Source organism: Pseudomonas sp. HMWF032 (assembly GCF_003060885.1).
Classification (GTDB): domain Bacteria; phylum Pseudomonadota; class Gammaproteobacteria; order Pseudomonadales; family Pseudomonadaceae; genus Aquipseudomonas.
Map to the genome: position 1 here is coordinate 318,420 of NZ_QAIG01000005.1, position 19,374 is coordinate 337,793.

19 protein-coding genes are annotated in these 19,374 nt (G+C 61.6%); 5 read left to right on the plus strand and 14 right to left on the minus strand.

Going from position 1 to position 19,374, the window contains the following annotated elements:
• Window positions 1-41: 41 nt before the first annotated feature.
• From DBR00_RS04285 to DBR00_RS04295, 3 genes are all read right to left on the minus strand, one after another.
• Window positions 42-1,115: an ABC transporter substrate-binding protein gene (locus tag DBR00_RS04285; protein WP_108488693.1), complete on the minus strand. Its 1,074-nt coding sequence runs from the start codon at window positions 1,113-1,115 to the stop codon at window positions 42-44.
• Between the two features lie 19 nt (window positions 1,116-1,134).
• A complete protein-coding gene (locus DBR00_RS04290; protein ID WP_108488692.1) occupies window positions 1,135-2,253 on the minus strand; it encodes an ABC transporter ATP-binding protein in 1,119 nt (372 codons plus the stop codon).
• 274 nt (window positions 2,254-2,527) lie between these two features.
• The gene (locus tag DBR00_RS04295) at window positions 2,528-3,724 is read right to left on the minus strand and encodes a class I SAM-dependent rRNA methyltransferase (protein WP_108488691.1); all 1,197 of its coding nucleotides are present in this window, start codon (window positions 3,722-3,724) and stop codon (window positions 2,528-2,530) included.
• A 165-nt stretch (window positions 3,725-3,889) separates the two neighbouring features.
• On the opposite strand from DBR00_RS04295, the gene DBR00_RS04300 reads away from it, so the two are divergent.
• From DBR00_RS04300 to DBR00_RS04315, 4 genes are all read left to right on the plus strand, one after another.
• The gene (locus tag DBR00_RS04300; protein ID WP_108488711.1) at window positions 3,890-4,756 is read left to right on the plus strand and encodes an HDOD domain-containing protein; all 867 of its coding nucleotides are present in this window, start codon (window positions 3,890-3,892) and stop codon (window positions 4,754-4,756) included.
• A gap of 80 nt (window positions 4,757-4,836) precedes the next feature.
• Window positions 4,837-5,649, plus strand: a complete 813-nt coding sequence (gene mutM / locus DBR00_RS04305; RefSeq protein WP_108488690.1) for a bifunctional DNA-formamidopyrimidine glycosylase/DNA-(apurinic or apyrimidinic site) lyase — start codon at window positions 4,837-4,839, stop codon at window positions 5,647-5,649.
• An 84-nt stretch (window positions 5,650-5,733) separates the two neighbouring features.
• Entirely contained in the window at window positions 5,734-6,312 is a 579-nt protein-coding gene (locus DBR00_RS04310; RefSeq protein WP_108488689.1) for a lysophospholipid acyltransferase family protein, read from the plus strand.
• A gap of 76 nt (window positions 6,313-6,388) precedes the next feature.
• Window positions 6,389-6,727, plus strand: coding sequence for a multidrug transporter (locus tag DBR00_RS04315; protein ID WP_108488688.1), 339 nt, complete (start codon window positions 6,389-6,391; stop codon window positions 6,725-6,727).
• Between the two features lie 116 nt (window positions 6,728-6,843).
• On the opposite strand, the gene ggt is transcribed toward DBR00_RS04315, so the two are convergent.
• The 7 genes from ggt to DBR00_RS04350 all read right to left on the minus strand — a co-directional run bounded on the left by ggt (window position 6,844) and on the right by DBR00_RS04350 (window position 13,710).
• On the minus strand, window positions 6,844-8,541 hold the full coding sequence (ggt, locus tag DBR00_RS04320) for a gamma-glutamyltransferase (protein ID WP_108488687.1): 1,698 nt from the start codon (window positions 8,539-8,541) through the stop codon (window positions 6,844-6,846).
• Window positions 8,542-8,688: 147 nt separating this feature from the next.
• A complete protein-coding gene (locus tag DBR00_RS04325) occupies window positions 8,689-8,940 on the minus strand; it encodes a YfhL family 4Fe-4S dicluster ferredoxin (RefSeq protein WP_108488686.1) in 252 nt (83 codons plus the stop codon).
• Between the two features lie 113 nt (window positions 8,941-9,053).
• Window positions 9,054-9,533, minus strand: coding sequence for a pantetheine-phosphate adenylyltransferase (gene coaD / locus DBR00_RS04330; protein WP_090380261.1), 480 nt, complete (start codon window positions 9,531-9,533; stop codon window positions 9,054-9,056).
• Window positions 9,534-9,611: 78 nt separating this feature from the next.
• On the minus strand, window positions 9,612-9,995 hold the full coding sequence (locus tag DBR00_RS04335) for a phosphopantetheine adenylyltransferase (RefSeq protein WP_256582916.1): 384 nt from the start codon (window positions 9,993-9,995) through the stop codon (window positions 9,612-9,614).
• A 22-nt stretch (window positions 9,996-10,017) separates the two neighbouring features.
• The gene (locus tag DBR00_RS04340) at window positions 10,018-11,610 is read right to left on the minus strand and encodes a GMC family oxidoreductase (protein ID WP_108488685.1); all 1,593 of its coding nucleotides are present in this window, start codon (window positions 11,608-11,610) and stop codon (window positions 10,018-10,020) included.
• A gap of 45 nt (window positions 11,611-11,655) precedes the next feature.
• Window positions 11,656-12,201: a twin-arginine translocation pathway signal protein gene (locus DBR00_RS04345; RefSeq protein ID WP_108488684.1), complete on the minus strand. Its 546-nt coding sequence runs from the start codon at window positions 12,199-12,201 to the stop codon at window positions 11,656-11,658.
• Window positions 12,202-12,255: 54 nt separating this feature from the next.
• The gene (locus tag DBR00_RS04350) at window positions 12,256-13,710 is read right to left on the minus strand and encodes a coniferyl aldehyde dehydrogenase (protein WP_108488683.1); all 1,455 of its coding nucleotides are present in this window, start codon (window positions 13,708-13,710) and stop codon (window positions 12,256-12,258) included.
• A 235-nt stretch (window positions 13,711-13,945) separates the two neighbouring features.
• Between DBR00_RS04350 and DBR00_RS04355 the strand changes: the two genes are divergently transcribed.
• Entirely contained in the window at window positions 13,946-14,605 is a 660-nt protein-coding gene (locus tag DBR00_RS04355) for a TetR/AcrR family transcriptional regulator (RefSeq protein WP_108488682.1), read from the plus strand.
• Window positions 14,606-14,685: 80 nt separating this feature from the next.
• Here DBR00_RS04355 and DBR00_RS04360 read toward each other — a convergent pair whose 3' ends face one another.
• The 4 genes from DBR00_RS04360 to DBR00_RS04375 form a co-directional block, all read right to left on the minus strand.
• Complete coding sequence (locus DBR00_RS04360; protein ID WP_108488681.1) at window positions 14,686-15,711, minus strand: hydrolase; 1,026 nt, start codon at window positions 15,709-15,711, stop codon at window positions 14,686-14,688.
• Window positions 15,712-15,897: 186 nt separating this feature from the next.
• Complete coding sequence (gene rsmD / locus DBR00_RS04365) at window positions 15,898-16,503, minus strand: 16S rRNA (guanine(966)-N(2))-methyltransferase RsmD (RefSeq protein ID WP_108488680.1); 606 nt, start codon at window positions 16,501-16,503, stop codon at window positions 15,898-15,900.
• Window positions 16,503-17,984: a pitrilysin family protein gene (locus tag DBR00_RS04370; RefSeq protein WP_108488679.1), complete on the minus strand. Its 1,482-nt coding sequence runs from the start codon at window positions 17,982-17,984 to the stop codon at window positions 16,503-16,505. Before DBR00_RS04370 ends, rsmD begins: the two co-directional genes overlap by 1 nt.
• Complete coding sequence (locus DBR00_RS04375; protein ID WP_108538019.1) at window positions 17,977-19,332, minus strand: pitrilysin family protein; 1,356 nt, start codon at window positions 19,330-19,332, stop codon at window positions 17,977-17,979. Before DBR00_RS04375 ends, DBR00_RS04370 begins: the two co-directional genes overlap by 8 nt.
• Window positions 19,333-19,374: the final 42 nt, after the last annotated feature.

Sequence of the window (19,374 nt, forward strand, 5' to 3'; positions counted from 1 at the left end):
AAATCCTGACCCCTCTCCGGCAGGAGAGGGGTCATAGCGGGTTACTTCAACAGCCACTCGTTGAATTTTTCACCGAGGGATTCGCCATAGTCAGCCCAGAAGTCCGAACCAGCCTGGATGCCTTTGCTCAGGTGAGCAGTCGGCAGGTGCGGTGCGGCGCTCTGGTCAGCCAGCGGCATGGAGGATTTGCGGGTTGGGCCGTAGGCCACGTCCGGCATGCCGGCCAGTGGGGTGGAGCCAGTGGCGTAGGCAATGAATTTCAGTGCCAGATCCTTTTTCGGTGAGCCTTTGACGATGGCCCAGGCGTCGAGGTCGTAGACGTGGCCGTCCCAGACGATGACGAAGGGTTTTTTCTCCTGGCGGATGGCGTCGTAGAAACGGCCGTTGGCCGATTGCACCAGCACCGCGCCGCCGTCGTTGAGCAGCTGTGGCGCTTGCGACCAGGAGTCGAACCAGACGATGTCCTTCTTGATGGTGTCCAGCTTGGCGAAGGCGCGGGCCTGGCCTTCTGGAGTGGACAGCACGTCGTAGACTTCGGCCGGCGGCACGCCATCAGCCAGCAGTGCCCACTCCATGTTCACCTGTGGGCGTTTGCGCAGGGCGCGCTTGCCTGGGATTTTGCGGGTGTCGAAGAAGTCGGTGATGCTTGCAGCCTTGGTGCCGCCGATGGTTTTCTCGTTGTAGGCGAATACCACCGACCAGACGATGTTGCCGACCGCGCACTCACTGGCCAGGGCTTCGGGGATAAAGTCTTTTGCGGCCGGGACGCCGTCGATACCGGCGGGCAGGATGTCACGTGGAATGCTTTCCAGCAGGCCTTCAGAGCAGGCACGCTCCAGGTCGATCACCTCAAAGTCGACCACATCCCATTGAATGTTGCCGGACTCGACCTGGGCTTTGATCTCGGCCACACCGCCGGTGTAGTCCTCGAATAGCACCTTGTTGCCGGTGTCTTTCATAAACGGGTCAATCACGTGTTTCTGCTGGGCCGCGCCGTAGGCACCACCCCATGACACCACGGTCAGCGTCTCCTGCGCGCTGGCGGCGAAACTTGCCGTGCCTAGCGCGGCAGCTAAAGCGAAGGTGGAAAAGCGGGTGGTCAGTGTTCTAGCCATTGCTGTGCTCCATTGCTTCTTATAGGTCAGGGGTTGTTACGGGGCGATCCAGGGCCTGGCTGTCTTGCGGCTGCCAGGCCAGGGCGACTTCTTCCTTGGCATTGAGTTGCGGGGCGCTGCTGTCATTCATGTTCTTCACCACCAGCTCGGTGCCGTCGGCGGTTTCGAAGTGGTAGCGGATGTATTCGCCGACATAGTGACGAGTGACGAAGCGCGCCATTATCTGGTTGCCGGCGGCGCCCAGGCGGTCGGTAAAGCTGAGTTTTTCCGGGCGTATCGACACGGTGGTGGGCAGGCCGACTTCCGTGCAGTTGGCCTTCAGCGAACTGACCAGGGCGCCGTCGTCCAGGCGAACTTGTACAGTCTCAGATCCGACCGATTCGATCACGCCCTTGAGCTTGTTGCTCTCGCCGATAAAGTCGGCGACGAACAGGTTGGCCGGGCGCTCGTAGAGCACGTGGGGCGGCGCGCATTGCTGGACGATGCCGTTGTTGAACACGGCGATGCGGTCGCTCATGGTCAGGGCTTCGGTCTGGTCGTGGGTCACGTAGATCACGGTGAAACCGAGCTGTTCGTGCAGGCGCTTGATCTCGAACTGCATCTGCTCGCGCAGCTTCTTGTCCAGCGCGCCCAGCGGTTCGTCCATCAGCACGATGTCGGGGGCGAAGATCAGCGCGCGAGCCAGGGCCACACGCTGGCGCTGGCCGCCGGAGAGCTGCCCGGGGAAGCGGTTGCCGAAATCCAGCAGCTCGACCAGCGACAGATACTCGTCGACCTTGGCGCGAATCACCTCTTTGGGCTGTTTGCGGATCTTCAGCGGGTAGGCGAGGTTTTCGCGCAGGGTCATGTGCGGAAATAGCGCGTACTGCTGGAACACCATGCCTATATTGCGCTGGTAGGGTGCGATGCTGGTGACCGAGCGGCCGTTGATCAGGATTTCGCCGCTGGTTACGTCCTCGAACCCGGCGAGCATCATCAGGCAGGTGGTTTTACCGGAGCCGGAAGGGCCGAGTAGGGTGATAAATTCGCCCTTGGCCACATCCAGGTTGAAATCCTTGACCACCAGATGCTTGTGGTCGTAAGTCTTCTTGACGTTGGTGAATTGCAGGAACGGTTTGTTCCCAGCCAGGTCAGCCATACCCCTCCCCAAATGTGCTCTGAACAGACAGCAGCTTGTGGCCGTTATCTGAATACTTGAATCCGCGCGCCCGCTTCGATGCTGTAACGGGTACTTGTTTGAATGTTCAAGTTAGGCAAGCATTGTGCCAGTGCGCTGTGGCTCATTGCGGGCGCTGCAGTGCTGGGGGCAAGCCTAGTTCAGGCGCTGGGTTGCGCCATGCAGGTGTGGGGAGTGGTAACAGCGCGGGAGAGAAAGAAGCACCTGCCGACACGCACTCGGCAGGTGCAGGTGCTCAGCTATTGGGCAGCAGACGCACGGTGAGGCTCTTGATGTAGCGGGTTTCATTGATGGCTGGGTGTACCGGGTGGTCCGGGCCCTGCGCGCCGCGTTCGAGCAGCTGGATATTGCGATCCAGATGGCGTGCGCTGGTCAGCAGGATGTTCTGCAGGTCATCTTCCGGCAGGTGCATGGAGCAGCTGGCGCTGATCAGGATGCCGTCCTTGTTGAGCAGGCGCATGGCTTGCTCGTTGAGGCGGCGGTAAGCGCCTTCGCCGTTTTTCAGGTCTTTCTTGCGTTTTATAAAGGCGGGCGGATCGGCGACGATCACATCGAAGCGCTCTTCCGAGGCCTTGAGCTGTTTCAGCGCCTCGAATACATCGCCTTCCACACAGGCAACCTGGTCGGTCAAACCGTTCAGCGCGGCGTTGCGCTCCACACCGTCGAGGGCAAAGCCGGAGGCGTCCACGCACATCACATCGCTGGCACCGAAGGCTGCAGCCTGCACGCCCCAGCCGCCGATGTAGCTGAACAGGTCGAGTACGCGCTTGCCTTTGACGTAAGGTGCCAGGCGCGCACGGTTCATGCGGTGGTCATAGAACCAGCCGGTCTTCTGCCCTTCGATTACCGGGGCTTCAAACTTCACCCCGTTCTCTTCCAGGGCGACCCATTCCGGCACCACGCCGAATGGGGTTTCCACGTAACGCGCGAGGCCTTCGGCATCGCGGGCGGCGGAGTCGTTCTTGAACAGGATGCCACTGGGTTTGCACACCTGAATCAGCGCGGCCAGCACGTCATCCTTGTGACGCTCCATGGTGGCGGAGGCCAGTTGCACCACCAGAATGTCGAAGAAGCGGTCGACCACCAGGCCCGGCAGAAGATCGGAGTCGCCATAAACCAGACGGTAGCAGGGTTTGTCGAACAGGCGCTCGCGCAGCGACAGGCAAACATTCAGGCGATGCACCAGCAGAGATTTGTCCAGTACGTGCTTGACGTCACGCGACAGCAGGCGTGCGCAGATCAGGTTATTCGGGCTCATCGCAACGATGCCCAGTGGCTTACCGCCGGTCGCTTCAAGGATGGCCTGGTCGCCGGCAGCAAAACCGCTCAGCGGGGTGGCAGCGACATCGATTTCATTGCTGTAGACCCACAGGTGGCCGGCGCGCAGGCGTCGATCGGCGTTGGCTTTCAGGCGCAGGCTGGGCAGGGACATGCTGGGGACTCCGGAAAAAGAGCGGAATTATAACGGGTTCAGGAGCATCTGCTGACGTTTCAATGCAGGCCGCGGTGCACAAGGGTGTGTTTACAAAAGTCGCCTGTGGAAGTTCCATGAGTTTAGCTAGACTGTGGCTTACCTCTCGTTTTGGTTGTGTTCGTCATGCCCCAAGAGCTTTCCGCCGAATATATCCAGCAGGTGCTCCAGGGCATCAGTGTTCCTCCTCAGCCGCAAATCATGGTGGATTTGCAGATGGAACAGGTGATGCCCAATCCGGATTTGCGTGTCATTGCCAAACTGATCAGTCATGACCCTGGGCTGTCTGGCGCGTTGTTGAAGCTGGTGAATTCGCCCTTTTTTGGGTTGACCAATCGCATTGCCTCGATCCAGCAGGCCGTAAATTTGCTTGGCTGCAATACGGTCATCAACCTGATCAATGCACAGTCGATTCGCGGTGAGCTGACCGATGAAGCCATCGTCACCCTCAACCGTTTCTGGGATACCGCCCAAGACGTTGCAATGACCTGCCTGACATTGGCCAAGCGCATCGGCTATCACTCACCGGATGAAGCCTACACCTTGGGCCTGTTCCACAATTGCGGCATCCCGCTGATGCTCAAGCGTTTCCCTGACTACATGACGGTGCTGGAGGATGCCTATGCCAGTGCCACCGATGGCCGGCGCATCGTCGATACTGAAAATCGGCTGTTGAACACCAATCATGCTGTCGTGGGGTACTACACGGCGAAATCCTGGAATCTGCCGTTGCATCTGTGTGAGGCGATTGCCAGCCACCACAATGCGTTGGCGATTTTTACCGATGACTCCAGTCGGGATGCGCAGCTGAAAACCCTGTTGGCGATCCTCAAAATGGCCGAGAACATCTGTGCGAGTTACCGCGTACTGGGTAATCAACAGGATGATTTCGAATGGCAGGGTATTGAGCAACTGGTGTTGGAGTATGTGGGGTTGTCGGAGTATGACTTCGAGAACCTGCGCGAGAGCATCCGCGACATGGGGGCGAGCTAGTCCAGGTTCGCCTGCCTCGTCCCGTTTGGGCATTCCTGCTAAGGTGAGCGCCCGTTTTAATGCTCACCTGATGACGTGCCATGCCAGAACTTCCTGAAGTTGAAACCACTCGCCGCGGAATTGCGCCCTACCTTGAGGGGCAGCGCGTCAGTCGGGTGATCGTGCGTGAGCGCCGTTTGCGCTGGCCGATTCCCGAAGACCTGGATATCCAGTTGTCGGGGCAGCGTATCGAGGGCGTCGAGCGGCGCGCCAAATACCTGTTGATCAAGGCAGAAACGGGTACGTTGATCAGCCACTTGGGCATGTCCGGCAGCCTGCGCCTGGTTGAGTGCGGCCTGCCCGCTGCCAAGCATGAGCATGTGGACATCGAACTGGAATCCGGTCTGGCCCTGCGTTACACCGATCCGCGCCGCTTCGGTGCGTTGCTCTGGAGCCGTGAGCCGCTGGAGCATGTACTGCTGAGCAAGTTGGGGCCAGAACCCCTGACTGAATCGTTCGATGGTGAGCGGCTGTTTCAGTTGTCCCGTGGCCGCGCCATGGCTGTCAAACCTTTCATCATGGATAACGCGGTCGTTGTGGGCGTAGGCAACATCTACGCCAGCGAAGCCTTGTTTGCGGCAGGTATCGATCCGCGTCGCGAGGCTGGTTCGGTGTCGCGGGCGCGTTATCTGAAACTGGCGGATGAGATCAAGCGCATCCTCGCCTATGCCATTGAGCGCGGTGGTACGACATTGCGCGATTTTGTCGGCGGTGACGGACAGCCAGGCTATTTTCAGCAGGAATTATTTGTCTACGGTCGCGGTGGTGAGTTCTGCAAGACCTGCGGCAGCACCCTGCGCGAGGTCAAGCTGGGCCAGCGCGCCAGCGTTTATTGTCCGCGCTGCCAGCGTTAGCGTTGCGGCGTAGGTTTAATGTGGGCAGCCTACCGAGTGCTGCGCACTGCAATACACAACAATAAGAAACACCGAGGTTTGTTGATGTCCGGTAACTATCTGCCCCGTCACTCATTGGCCGAGTGGGTCGGCCGTACTGCGTTGAATCTACTGGGTTGGCGCATTGAAGGTGAGCTACCCAAGCTCGACAAGTTTGTGGTGATCGGTGCCCATCACACCTCCAACTGGGATTTTGTCGTTTTTATCGCGGTGAAATTTGTTTTGCGTCTGAATGCGCGCTGGTTTGGCAAGCACACCATCTTCCGCTGGCCTTATGGCACCTTGATGCGGCTCTGGGGCGGTATCCCGATTTACCGCGAGCGTCAAGGCAATACGGTAGAGCAGGCCGTGAGGGCTTTTCGCGAGCATCAGCAGTTTATGCTGATCCTCTCGCCCGAAGGCACGCGCAAAAAGGTCGAACGCTGGAAAATGGGCTTCTATCACATCGCCCTGGGGGCGGGTGTACCGATTGTCTTGGGCGCGTTGGACTATCAGAATCGCCGTGTCTTTATTGGCCCGACTTTTATGCCCAGCGGAGATGAAGCCGCTGACATCAGGACGATTATGGATTTTTATCGACCGTTTATTCCGAAAAAACCGGAATATGCCTTTAATGGCGATTGACGGCCGTCACGCTGACAATTACCAATGCACTGTTATAGTTAGAACCACTGCCTCCTAATAGCTGAAGGATCGCCCCATGAAACTGTTCCGCTCCACCGCTGCTGCTCTGGCACTGTCCACCGGTTTGCTGGCCCTGCCGGCCCATGCTGAGGTGGCGCAGCAGAACACCAGTGGTGATCCCCTTTACAGTGTTGATGCACCAAAAGCTTTTTCAATGGTTGGCGATTTAGTGATTGCCCGTCCGCTGCTGATAGCTGCCACTGTTATTGGGGCAGGTGTGTTTGTTGTCACGCTGCCATTCTCGGCAGCAGGCGGCAATATCGGTGAAGCTGGCAAGGCGCTGGTCGTAGAACCAGGTGAAGCCGCGTTTGTGCGGTGTCTGGGTTGTACTACCAGCGGTTACAAAAAGAACTAATTCGTTTTTCTGCTTCCCTGCGGCCTCTTTTCTCGTATTAGAGCGAGAGGTCGTTTGTATGTGTGCAGCGCTAAAAGACAAGACTGCTGATGAGTGCGGCCCGGTGTGAAACCGGGCTAATGCGCTTTGGGAGCAGCCAGACCGATGCCGCGTGGGTCGCTTGCCGCTGCAACCCTCCTGTCTTGTTTGTGCCAGTACAGCACTTGCTGGTTACCGTACGGCCTGCCCGTGGACTTCAGTTGATGGCCGAGCGCTCTCAGTGCCGAGGTTTCTGCGGCGGAGAAGGCGTTCGGCTCATGCTCGATCACGTCGGGCATGAACTGGTGGTGGAAGCGCGGCGTCGCCGGCCAGCGTTCAATCGGCTGCTGATTCAGGTACTCCAGTATCGCCAGCAGCACCATGCTGGGAATTCGGCTGCCGCCCGGTGTGCCGAAACTGGCGAAGTCCTCGGCACTTTCGATAAAGCTTGGGCTCATGCTCGACAGCGGCCGTTTACCAGCCGCGATGCGGTTGGCCTGGCTGCCGCTTAGGCCGTAGGTGTTGGCGCCTTGCACGTCGGCGGCGAAGTCGTCCATTTCATTGTTCAGCAGCACCCCGGTGCCGGGTGCAGTAAAGGCTGCGCCGAACGGCAGGTTGATCGACAGGGTGGCTGCCACCGCATTGCCCTCGCTGTCGAGCACCGAGAAATGGGTGGTGTGGTCGCCTTCCTGCCAGGTTTTGCTGGGCGGCAGACTGTCACTTGGCGTGGCGCGCTGCGGGTCGATGCTGCTGGCCAGTTGCTGGAGATATGTGGGGGTCAGCAGCTGCTGAACGGGGTTCTGGACAAAGTCCGGGTCACCCAGCAGGCCGCGATCCCGGTAGGCGCGGCGTAGGGTCTCCACCACCAGGTGGCTGCGCTGCACGCGGTCTACTTGCTGCCAGGGCAATTGCTGCAGGATCAGCAGGCTCTGCCCCAGCGCGATGCCACCGGCGGATGGTGGGGGCGCGCTGATCAATTCACGGTCCTGCTCCAGCATTATGCGCAATGGCTCGCGTTCAACGACGCGGTAGTCGGCCAGGTCCTTGAGGGTCCAGATGCCGCCGGCATCGCGCACGGCCTTGACCAGCTGCTCCGCCACCACGCCGGCATAGAAACCCTGACCGCCCTGCCTGCCTAGCTGTTCGAGGGTGCGCGCCAGTTCGGGTTGGCGCAGCAGGCCGTATTCATCAGGTATTTCCCCCTTGTCGAGGAAGATTCGCGCGGTTTCCGCGTCCTGGCGCATGGCATCGATGCGCCAGCCAGCGCGTTCGCGGTAGACCCGGTCGATGCTCACGCCGCTGCTGGCCAGGCGGATCGCCGGTGCCAGTGAGTCGCGCAAGGGCAGACGGCCGAAGCGCTCTGCCAGCTCGACCAGCGCGGCCGGCAGGCCGGGAATGGCAGCGGCCAGTGCGCCATTCAGCGATAGGTCTTTGCGGATCTCGCCGTCGACCCGGTACAGGTCGGCATGGGCGGCTTGCGGGGCGCGTTCTCGGGCATCGAGAAAGCGGTAGGTTGGCGAGTCGCCGGCTTCGCGCAGCAGAAAAAAACCGCCACCGCCCAGACCTGATCCGTAAGGTTCGACCACCGCCAGGGCGGCGCTGATAGCCACAGCCGCATCAAAGGCGTTGCCGCCCAGAGCCAGGGTTTCCTGACCCGCTACGGTGGCTGCAGGGTGTGCGCTGGCAATAGCGATACGTTCAGGTTGTGCTGCGGCCTGCAGCTCAAGGGTGCAGAGTAGGGCAAACGCACCGAGCAGGGTGCGCCAGGGGAGAAGGCCGCGGATCAGGCGTCCCATTGTTTTGCAGACCCTTGGAGAGCGTCGCGAGCGAAGGCCAGGTAAGGCGAAATCAGGCGAGGCTGCGCAGTGTACGAGCTGTACATGAGCAGGCTGAGCCTGAGTTCAACACAGCATGGCCAAATGCAGTAGCTTTCCATGGGCCTGTCAGGCTTTACCGGTAATGATCAGGTACTTCTGCATCAACTCATCCTTGCTCTCGACATTGTTCTTGTCGAGTGGGATGCAATCCACCGGGCAGACCTGCTGGCACTGCGGCTCGTCATAGTGGCCGACGCATTCGGTGCACAGGTTGGGGTCGATTTCGTAAATTTCTTCGCCCTGGGAAATCGCAGCATTAGGGCATTCGGGTTCGCAGACGTCGCAGTTGATGCAGTCGTCAGTGATGATCAGGGACATGACAGAACCACTCCTGCTGCGCCCCACAGGTGCAGCCTAGATGTGTACAGAAAACGGTAAGGCAAATTGTGCCGCATCAGGGCCGCGCATGCACGCGGCCATACGCGACTGGCTTAGCGCTTGAAACGTTCGGTCAGTGCGGCGGCCACGGCTGGGTGCACAAAATTGGAGATATCACCGCCCAGCGCGGCGATTTCGCGCACCAGCGTCGAGGAGATAAACGAGTACTTCTCCGACGGAGTCAGGAACAGGCTTTCCACATCGGGGGCCAATTGACGGTTCATGTTGGCCAGCTGGAACTCGTATTCGAAGTCGGACACTGCACGCAGACCGCGCAGGAAGACATTGGCGCCTTGCTCCTTGGCGAAGTGTGCCAGCAGAGTAGAAAACCCTACGACTTCAACGTTCGGCAGGTGCTTGGTGACCTCACGGGCCAGTTCGACGCGTTGCTCCAGGCTGAACAGCGGGTTCTTCTTCGGGCTGGCAGCCACCGCAATGATCACGCTGTCGAACAGCCGTGCTGCGCGCTCGACCAGGTCGCCGTGCCCCTTGGTGATGGGGTCGAAGGTGCCTGGGTATAACACTCGATTCATCGTGACGTCCTGGCGGTCCGTTGGGGAGTCGGATGGTAGCGCAGCAAGGCGACTGCGGCCAAGTCAGCACGTTTGCGCTCAGGCCCTGCTGCGGGTGAGGGCAACCAGCGAGGCCGCGATCAACAGGCAGGCCAGTGCCACCCAATCGGCTATCACCACCCGGCGCAGCGCCTCGTTGTAACCGGGAGTGCTCCAAGCCAGGTAGAGAAAGCTCAGCACGCTAAGTAGACCACCGATCAGGGCGATCGGTTGCAGTGCTGGGCGGAATGCGGCGTAGACCAGCAAGGCACCGAGCAGGCCAAACAGCACGGCGCGGCTGCGCATCAGCAGAAGCAGGTTAGGCTCCTGAAAGGTCAGGCCATAGAGCTGTGCCAGGCGTTCCGCGCCGAGCACACCGCTAAGTGGCAGCAAGTGGATGATGCCGGCGATGATCAGCAGCACGGAAACCAGGTTCTGCAGCATGGCCGGGCTCCTCCACGATGGCCTAGGCGCGCAGCCGTTCAGCCAGCTGGCTGGCCAGTTGCGCAGTCAGGCCGTAGATCGACAGCTGCGGGTTGGCGCCGATGCTGGTGGGGAACAGCGAGCCGTCATGGATCGACAGGTTGCTCAGCTGGTGGTGGCGACCCAGGCTGTCAGTGACGGCCTGCTGAGGGTCTTCCCCCATGGCGCAACCGCCCATGACGTGGGCACTGCCCAGGCGAGTGCGGTAGAGCTCCAGGCTGAGGTTGTCGATCAGACTTTTCGCTTCGGTCAGGGTTTTCACGTAACCGGCGTCGGCATGCAGCGGCAGCACCGCCTTGGCCCCGGCGGCGAACTGGATCTCGGCCATGGTATGGAAGGCGCGGCGCACGCCGTCCCAGGTGTAGTCGGTCATCTGGTAATCAAGCACCGGACTGCCATCACCACGCAGCTCCACACGGCCTTCGGCGCTGTCCGGGTGGAAACCGTCGCGCAGCAGGGCGAGCATCACGTTGGTGTTGGGCAGCTGTTCCATGCGCATGGCGTTGTCGATGCCGAAGCGGCCCAGCAGGGTGGCGGTCAACGCCGGTTGCAGCGGTGGCACTTCGAGCTTGTAAGACAGGCGCCCGGCGGTGCCGTCGTCCCACTGGAAGTGGTCGGAGTAGATCGACTGTGGCGCGCCGTAGAACGGATTGATCACCTGCTCGAACAGGGCTGCTGAAAAGTTCACCAGGTGCAGGTAGGTGCGTTTGCCCGTGCGCTGGTACGGGTCCGGTGCATGCGAGCGCAGGAGAATGCCCGGCGTGTTGATGCCGCCGCCGGAGAGGACGTAATGCTTGGCCTTGACCGTGATCTTGCGGCCATTGGGGGCGACGCTACGCTCGTCCATACCGAGGCATTCGATACCCGTGACCTTGTCGCCGTCGATCAGCAGGCGTTCGGCACGGGCCAGATAGAGCAGTTCGCCGCCTTTATCCAGGGTCGCCGGGATAGTGGTGACCAGCATTGACTGCTTGGCGTTGGTCGGGCAGCCCATGCCGCAATAACCGAGGTTCCAGCAGCCGCGTACGTTGCGCGGAATGACTTTCCACTCATAACCAAGCTTGTCACAGCCGCTGCTGATCACCGCGTTGTTGGCGTTCGGCGGTACGGCCCAGGGGGCGACGCCGAGGCGCTGCTCCATCTGCTCGAACCAGGGCGCCATTTCCTTGGGGCTGTGGCCTTTGACGCCGTGCTCCTTGGCCCAGTGCTCCAGCGTTGGGTCTGGGGTGCGGAAGCTCGAGGTCCAGTTGATCAGTGTGGTGCCGCCCACGGCGCGGCCTTGCATGATGGTGATCGCGCCGTCCTTGCTCATGCGCCCGATGCCTTCCTGATAGAGGCTGGCGTAGGCTTTGTCTTCGAGCATCTTGAAGTCGCTGCTGGTCTTCAGTGGGCCTTCTTCGATCAGCAGCACCTTGAAGCCGGCCGCGCTGAGGATTTCTGCCGTGGTGCCGCCGCCCGCACCGCTGCCAACGATGGCGACGTCGGCTTCGAGGGTCAGGTCGCTGTCCAGACGCGAGCCATCGTAGGTTTTCCAGCCGCGGGCCAGGCCTTCTTTAAAACTATCCGGTACAGGCATTTAGGGTGATCTCAGGCGAATTCTTATTAGAAGTTGGGGCGCGCTTTAAACAGTCGGCGGCCCGGGGTAGCCGCAGTGGGCCCAGGACTCTGCTCGGCTATACCAGCTCATCATCACCAGTTGCAGCAGCGAGGCGTGGCCCATTTTCAGCAGGCCGATCGAGCTGTTCTGCCAGCGGTCGAGAAACCCCTGCACGTCGGCGGGCGATGCGTTTTCCCAGCTGCCCCAGACGCCGGTCAGCGGACCACGAGTGATCGGCATGGCCAGCACGTCGAACAGCTGCACGGTCAGCTTGAGCAGTTCCGGCGAAACGTGATTAAGGCTGTAGTCGAGGCTGGTGAGGGTGCCTTCGACTGCTTGCGGCATTTTCTCGGGCGTGACTGCGCCGGCCAGCATCACCGGGATCAAGGCATGCAGAAAGGCCAGGTCGGACTCGCGGATCACCGCAAAACCAGCTTTCGGCGTACTTGCCGAGCAGCCGCTGAGGCTGGCTGTCAGCCCGGCAGTGGCGAGAAAGGCCGAACCCATCAAGCCGACCTTGAGCAGATTGCGCCGAGTTAGGACCGGCGCTTCAAGTGTGGTGTTGTGCATTTATTGTTATCACCGGATCAGGCCGTAGCCCTGGCAAGCCAGGGCGGGGGGTTGTTAGCGAACGAAGAGCTTGTACACCAGCTTCTGCAGGGCTTTGCCGTAAGGCGGGTAGATCATCTTGGCCGCATTGAAACGCTGCTTGATAAACACACCCTTGGCCTTGCTGAAGGTCAGGAAGCCTTCATGGCCGTGGTAATGGCCCATGCCGGAGGGGCCGACACCGCCGAAGGGCATGTCATCTTGCGCGACATGCAGCAGGGTGTCGTTCAGGCACACACCGCCTGAATGGGTTTCGTGCAGCACGCGCTGTTGCTCACCCTTGTCATAGCCGAAGTAGTAGAGCGCCAGCGGTCGGTCGCGCTCGTTGATAAAGGCGAAGGCGTCTTCCAGTTTGTCGTAGGGGATGATCGGCAGCAGCGGGCCGAAGATCTCGTCCTGCATCACCTTCATCTCATCCGTCACGTTCAGCAGCACCGCTTGCGGCATGCGCCGGCCCTGGGCTTCGGGGTACAGCGGGATGATGGTCGCGCCTTTGCTTTCGGCGTCCTGCAGGTAGCTGTTGAGGCGCTGCAATTGGCGTTCGTTGATGATGGCGGTGTAGTCCGGGTTGTCCGTCAGCGCCGGGTAGAAGCCCTGCACCGCATTGCGGTAAGCCTCGACAAAGCCGTCGACGCGTGCTTTCGGTACCAGCACGTAATCCGGGGCGACGCAGGTCTGGCCGGCGTTCATGGTCTTGCCGAAGGCGATACGCTCGGCGGCATCGCTCAGCGGTACGTCGGCACTGACAATGGCCGGCGACTTGCCGCCCAGCTCCAGGGTCACCGGGGTCAGGTTGTCGGCAGCGGCGCGCATCACGTGCTTGCCGATGCTGGTGGCACCGGTGAACAGCAGGTGATCGAACGGCAATTTGGAGAAGGCCATGCCCACCTCCGCCTCGCCGAGCGCCACGCTGACCAAATCCTCCGGGAACACCTTGGCCAGCAGGTCTTTGACCAGTTGCGAGGTGGCTGGCGTCGATTCGCTCATCTTGATCATCACCCGGTTGCCGGCCGACAGTGCGCCCACCAGTGGGCCGATGGCCAGAAACAGCGGGTAGTTCCACGGCACGATCACCCCGACCACGCCCAACGGCTGGTAAATCACCTTGGCGGAGGCGGGCATGAACTGCATGCCGACGCTGCGGCGCGAGGGCTTCATCCATTTTTTGATGCGTTTGGTCGCGTAGTGGATGCCATGCAGGCTGGGCATCAGTTCGGCGAGCAGGGTTTCATCGGCGCTGCGGTTGCTGAAGTCCTGGGAGATGGCGCGCACCAGCGTCTCACGCTCATTGCTGAGCAGGTCGCGCAGGCTGTTGAGCCACTGGATGCGCTGCTCGGCCGAGGGCATCGGGTTGGCCTTGAAGGCCTGGCGCTGAAGGGCAAAGCTTTGCTGCAACTGGCTGAGCTGTTGCTGGCTCTGCTGCAGGCTTTGTTCGATGCTTTTTTCAACGAAGGCGACGTCGGCGACCATGTGCTGCTCCTTGGCGTTCCAGCAATGCAGTGGCTCAGGTGAGCTAAGACCGTTGCAGAAAAGGTGTGCTGGATTTTTAGAGCAATTGCTCTAATCTGTCAAATAGGATGCCGGGGTCAGCCGACGGACGCAGCCCATCAAACAGTTGGTGTCGCATGCCAGTTGGCGCGCGGGTAACACTTTGGCTGTCTCTGCGTGTACCTTTGCCGGGCTTTTGAGTTGAGATCGAGCCGTTATGTCAGCCCCACTGAAAACCCGCGAACGCATCATTCAGGAAAGCCTGGCGCTGTTTAATGCCCAGGGTGAGCGCAGTGTCACCACCAACCATATCGCGGCGCACCTGGGGATTTCACCGGGCAACCTGTACTACCACTTTCGTAACAAGCAGGCGATCATCGCCGAGCTGTTTGCGCTCTATGAAAGCCAGGTGGACACCTTCCTGCGCCGCCCTGAAGGGCGTGCGCTGACGGTGCAGGACAAGACTTTCTACCTCGAAGCGCTGCTGGCGGCGATGTGGCATTACCGCTTTCTGCACCGTGACCTGGAGCATCTGCTCGACAGCGACCCGGCACTGGCCGAGCGCTATCGGTTGTTCGCCCAGCGCTGCCTGAGGCAGGCACAGAGCATTTATCAGGGCTTTGTCGAGGCCGGCATCCTGCTGATGGATGCCGCGCAGATCGAGGCGTTGACCCTCAACAGCTGGATCGTCATGACCTCCTGGGTGCGCTTTCTCTGCACCACCCGCGGCAACCCCGGCGATCTCAGTCAGGAGATGCTGCGCCGTGGCATCTACCAGGTGCTGGCACTGGAAGGCGGCTACACCGCCCCGCAATCACGCGAAGCGGTGGAGGCCCTCTATGCCAAGCTGCATGTGCCGCTGGAACAGGTGATCTGAATCGTATTTGACTTTGATCGGGCGGCAGGTTGCGCTTTTGTAGGGTGGGTTACGCCGCGCGCAGAGGGCGTTTCGTTTGGTCATTCAGCGTTCTGTGCGGCTAACCCACCCAACAGTGGCTTCGTATCCTGTTCGGCCAGCCACTGTGGAATGCGCCGTTCCAGGTAATAACCTGGCTTAGTCAGGCTACCCTCGACAAAACCGACATGGCCGCCGTGGGCGTGCAGCTCGAAATCGATGCTGGGCGACAGTTCGTTGGCTTCGGGCAGGCTGTGGGGGAAGACGAAGGGGTCATCGGCGGCCTGGATAATCAGCGTCGGCGTCTCGATCTGGCCGAGAAAGTAGCGGCTGGAAGCGCGTCGGTAGTAGTCCTCGGCATCGGCATAGCCGTGCAGCGGTGCGGTGATACGGCCGTCGAAATCCCAGAAAGTGCGCATATTGTCCAGCGGGCCGAGTTTCTCCAGGGTGGACAGCCGGTCGGCCATACCCTGGTGGGCAAACAGGCGCTGCTTGTCTTTCACGTAGGCCACCATCTCGCGCATAAAGTGGCTCTGGTAGACCCTGGAAAAGCCCATGCCGATGCGGTCGGCGCACTGATCCAGACGAAACGGCACTGAAACTGCCACTGCACCCTGCAGCTGGCTGTCCGCGGCCGTTTCGCCGAGGTACTTGAGCAGCACATTGCCGCCAAGCGAATAGCCCACGCCATACAGCGGCGCCATTGGCCGCTGAGCGCGCAGATGGCGCACGGTTTCCGCCAGGTCCTCGCTGGCGCCGGAGTGGTAACCTCGCGCCAGCAGGTTCGGCTCGCCTGAGCAGCCGCGCCAGTTCAGCGCCACGCTGGCCCAGCCCTGAGCGGCCAGTTGCTGCTGCAGCCCCAGCACATACAGCGAGTCGGATGAGCCCGTCAGGCCGTGCAGCACCAGCACCAGCGGTGCTTCGGCTTCGTGTGGGCCATGCCAGTCCAGATCAAGAAAGTCGCCATCGTCCAGCCACAACCGCTCGCGCGTGCGCTCAAGCTTCGCCGGCCGGCGGCACATCGGGTTCCACAGGGTTTGCAGATGGGGGCCGGGCAGCCACCAGGCGGGTTTGAAGGGCGTGGTCATGGATTGGTATCGCTTGGGAAAGCGCCCAGGCTAGGGCCTTGGGCGCTGAAACGAAAGCTATATGACGGGTGCGAATAACAGAACCTGCCCTTGGGTGGGCGTGTTTTGCTGTCTGGTGGGTTATGCCGTCTACATCCGGGGTTAACCCCCGGTGATCGGCTCCGGCTCACCCACCCTGCAAAAGCCCTACGCGGCTGTGCGCTGCCACAGCGCGTAATACACCTGGCCAGCCTTCTGTTCGCGGTGCAGGCGCCAGTTGCCGGGCATGCCCAGGCTGGAAGGCGGGTTCTCGCTTTCGGTGTAGACCCAGGCGTCGGCCGCCAGCCAGCCGTTCTGCTCGAGAAGGGTGCAGGCGGGCAGCAGCAGGTTCTGATTGAACGGTGGGTCGAGAAACACCAGATCGAACGGCGTCGCCGCAGGGCTTTGCAGGAAGAGCAGGGCGTCAGTCTGTTGCAGTTGGCCGTTGTCGCATTTCAGCGTGTGCAGGTGGCCGCGCAGGTTGGCAATGGCCGCTGGATTGAGGTCCAGGGCCAGGGCGCTGCCGGCGCCGCGCGACAGTGCTTCAAGAAACAGCGCGCCGCTGCCGGCGAACAGGTCGAGCACCTTGGCACCCTCGACATAGGGCGCCAGCCAGTTGAACAGGGTTTCGCGCACGCGGTTCGGTGTCGGCCGCAGACCGGCGGCCATGGGGAAGTTGAACTGACGCGAGCGCCATTGCCCGCCGATGATCCGCAGCTGGCCATCGCCACCATGGACGGGGGCGGCTTTTGGCGGTTTGGGTCGCTTGCTCATTAGTGCTCCGGGACGCCAGAAGGTTGTTCGGCGGGGCGGTCGGTGGGCGGTGGCAGTTCTTTCTGCGCCACGCTTGGGCCGGCGGTGACAATCACCAGAGCCTCGGGATTGAGGTGCTTGGCCATGGCAGCCTTGACCTGCTCGACCGTCAGCACTTCGACGTCGCGCATAAAGTCTTCCAGGTAAGTCAGCGGCAGGTCATAGAAACCCATGGAGCCCAGCTGGCCGACAATGGCGGCATTGCTCGCAGTGGACAGCGGGAAGCTGCCGGCCAGCTCGCGCTTGGCGTTGTTCAGCTCTTCTGCAGTCGGGCCGTTGTTGATGAAGTCGGCGAGCATGCTTTTGACCAGTTGCAGGGTGCCGTCGCTGAGCTCCGCACGGGTCTGCAAGTTGATCATAAAGGGGCCGCGCGCCTGCATGGCACTGAAACCGGAGTAGACGCCGTAGGTCAGGCCGCGCTTCTCGCGCACTTCGGTCATCAAGCGGGTGCCGAAGCCACCGCCGCCGAACACCTGGTTGCCCAGGTAGAGCGCGGCGTAGTCCGGGTCGCGGCGGTCGATGCCGAGTTGGGCAATCATCAGGTGGGTCTGGTTGGAGGGGAATTCGATATGTTGCAGCCCCGGCTTGGGTTCTGCCGGCTGGACGATGCGCGGCAGCGCCGGACCTTTCGGCAAGGCGGCGGATACCTGATTGGCCAGCGCTTCGGCGTCGCTGCGCGAGAGGTCGCCGACCAGCGCAATAATCGCGTTATGGGCGGTGTAGGCCTTGGCGTGGAAGGCCTGCAACTGCTCACGGCGGAGGGCCGGAATCGACTCCGCCGTGCCATCGCTCGGGTGGGCGTAAGGATGCGTGCCGTACAGGCGCTCGAACAGCGCCAGGCTGGCCAGCTTGCCGGGGTTCTGCTTCTGGTATTCGAAACCGGCCAGCAGCTGGTTTTTGATCCGCGCCAGGGCGTCTTCCGGGAAGGTCGGCTGGCCGAGCACCTGATTGAACAGCTGCAGGGCTGGCTCGCGTTTGTCCGCCGCGCTGAGGCTGCGCAAGCTGGCGATGGCCATGTCGCGGAACGCGCCGTTGCCGAAGTTGGCGCCGAGGTTTTCGAAGCCGGCGGCAATCGCGCCGACATCCTTGCCCGGCACGCCTTCGTTGAGCATGGCGTTGGTCAGCATCGCCAGGCCGGCGACGCCGTCGTCATGGCTGCTGCCAGCGGCAAAGGTCAGTTGCAGGTCGAACATCGGCAGCTCGCGGGCTTCGACGAACAGCACCTTGGCACCCTCGGCGGTGTGCCAGGTCTGGATATTCAGGTCGCGGCGGCTGGGTGGCTGATCGCCAAGGGCGGCCAGGGATTCGATGCTGGTCGATTCGGTGGCAGCAGCCGGTTCTGTGCTGTTATCCGGGCGGTTGATCACCAGGGCCAGCAATGCCAGCAGTATCAGTAGCGCCAGGCCGAGCAGGCCGTAGCGCAGGCCATTGCGCTCACTCATTGCGCTTCTCCTCAGGCAGAACATGGGCGACGCTCAGGCGGTCGCGGGTAAAGAAGGTTTTGGCGGCACTCTGGATATCCGCCGGGGTCACGGCTTCCAGTTCGGCCAGCTCCTGGTCGATCAGCTGCCACGACAGGCCGACGGTTTCCAGCTGGCCGATGGCGGTGGCCTGGCTGGTGATCGAATCACGCTCGTAGACCAGGCCGGCGATTACTTGCGCACGCACGCGGGCCAGTTCCTCGGCGCTTGGCGGGGTGTTTTTCAAGTCCTCCAGCTCACGCCACAGGCCAGCTTCGACCTGCTCCAGGGTTTTGCCGGTCTGCACGTTGGGTGTGGCGGACAGGATGAACAGGCTGTCGCCACGGGCGAAACCGTCGTACCAGGCAGAGGCGCCGGAAACCAGTTCCTCGCCGCGCTCCAGGCGGGTCGGCAGGCGGGCGCTGTAGCCGCCATCGAGCAGGGCGGCAGCCAGACGCAGGGCATGCACCTGGCGCGGCTGTTCGGCGGTGGCCAGGCCAGGCACGTTAAAGCCCATCATCAGGCTCGGCAGCTGGGTTTTCAGGTGCAGGGTGATGCGTCGTTCGCCCGGTGCGGCCAGCTCACGCGGCGCTTTGGCGGTGGGCACAGTGCGTTTGGGGATGGCGCCGAAATAGCGTTCGACAAGGATCTTCACCTCGGCGACGCTGACGTCACCGACTACCACCAGGGTGGCGTTGTTCGGCGCGTACCAGGCTTCGTACCAGGCGCGCAGCTCCTCGACGGTCATCCGCTCAAGGTCGGCCATCCAGCCGATGGTCGGCGTGTGGTAACCGCTGGCGGGGTAGGCCATGGCCTTGAAGCGCTCGTAGGCCAGACTCGACGGTTTGTCGTCGGTGCGCAGACGGCGCTCCTCCTTGATTACCTCGATTTCCTTGGCGAACTCATCGGCCGGCAGTTTGAGGCTGGCCAGACGGTCGGCTTCCAGTTCCAGGGCGACGGCCAGGCGGTCGCGTGCCAGCACCTGGTAATAGGCGGTGTAGTCGTCGCTGGTGAAGGCGTTTTCCTCGGCGCCGAGCTCACGCAGGATGCGCGAGGCTTCGCCGGGGCCGAGCTTGCGGCTGCCCTTGAACATCATGTGTTCGAGGGCGTGGGACAGCCCGGTCTGGCCGGGCGTCTCGTAGCTGGAACCAACCTTGTACCAGAGCTGGGAGACCACCACCGGAGCGCGATGGTCTTCGCGCACGATGACCTTGAGGCCATTGTCCAGGCTGAATTCGTGGGTCGGCTGGGTTTCTGTGGCCAGGGCCAGCAGGGGGTGGCAGAGTACGCCGAGCAGCAGGGCTGCGGTGCGTTGGGCAATCATAGGCATGGGTTATCGACCTGTCGGACGGGCCCGCTTGGTCTTAGCGTC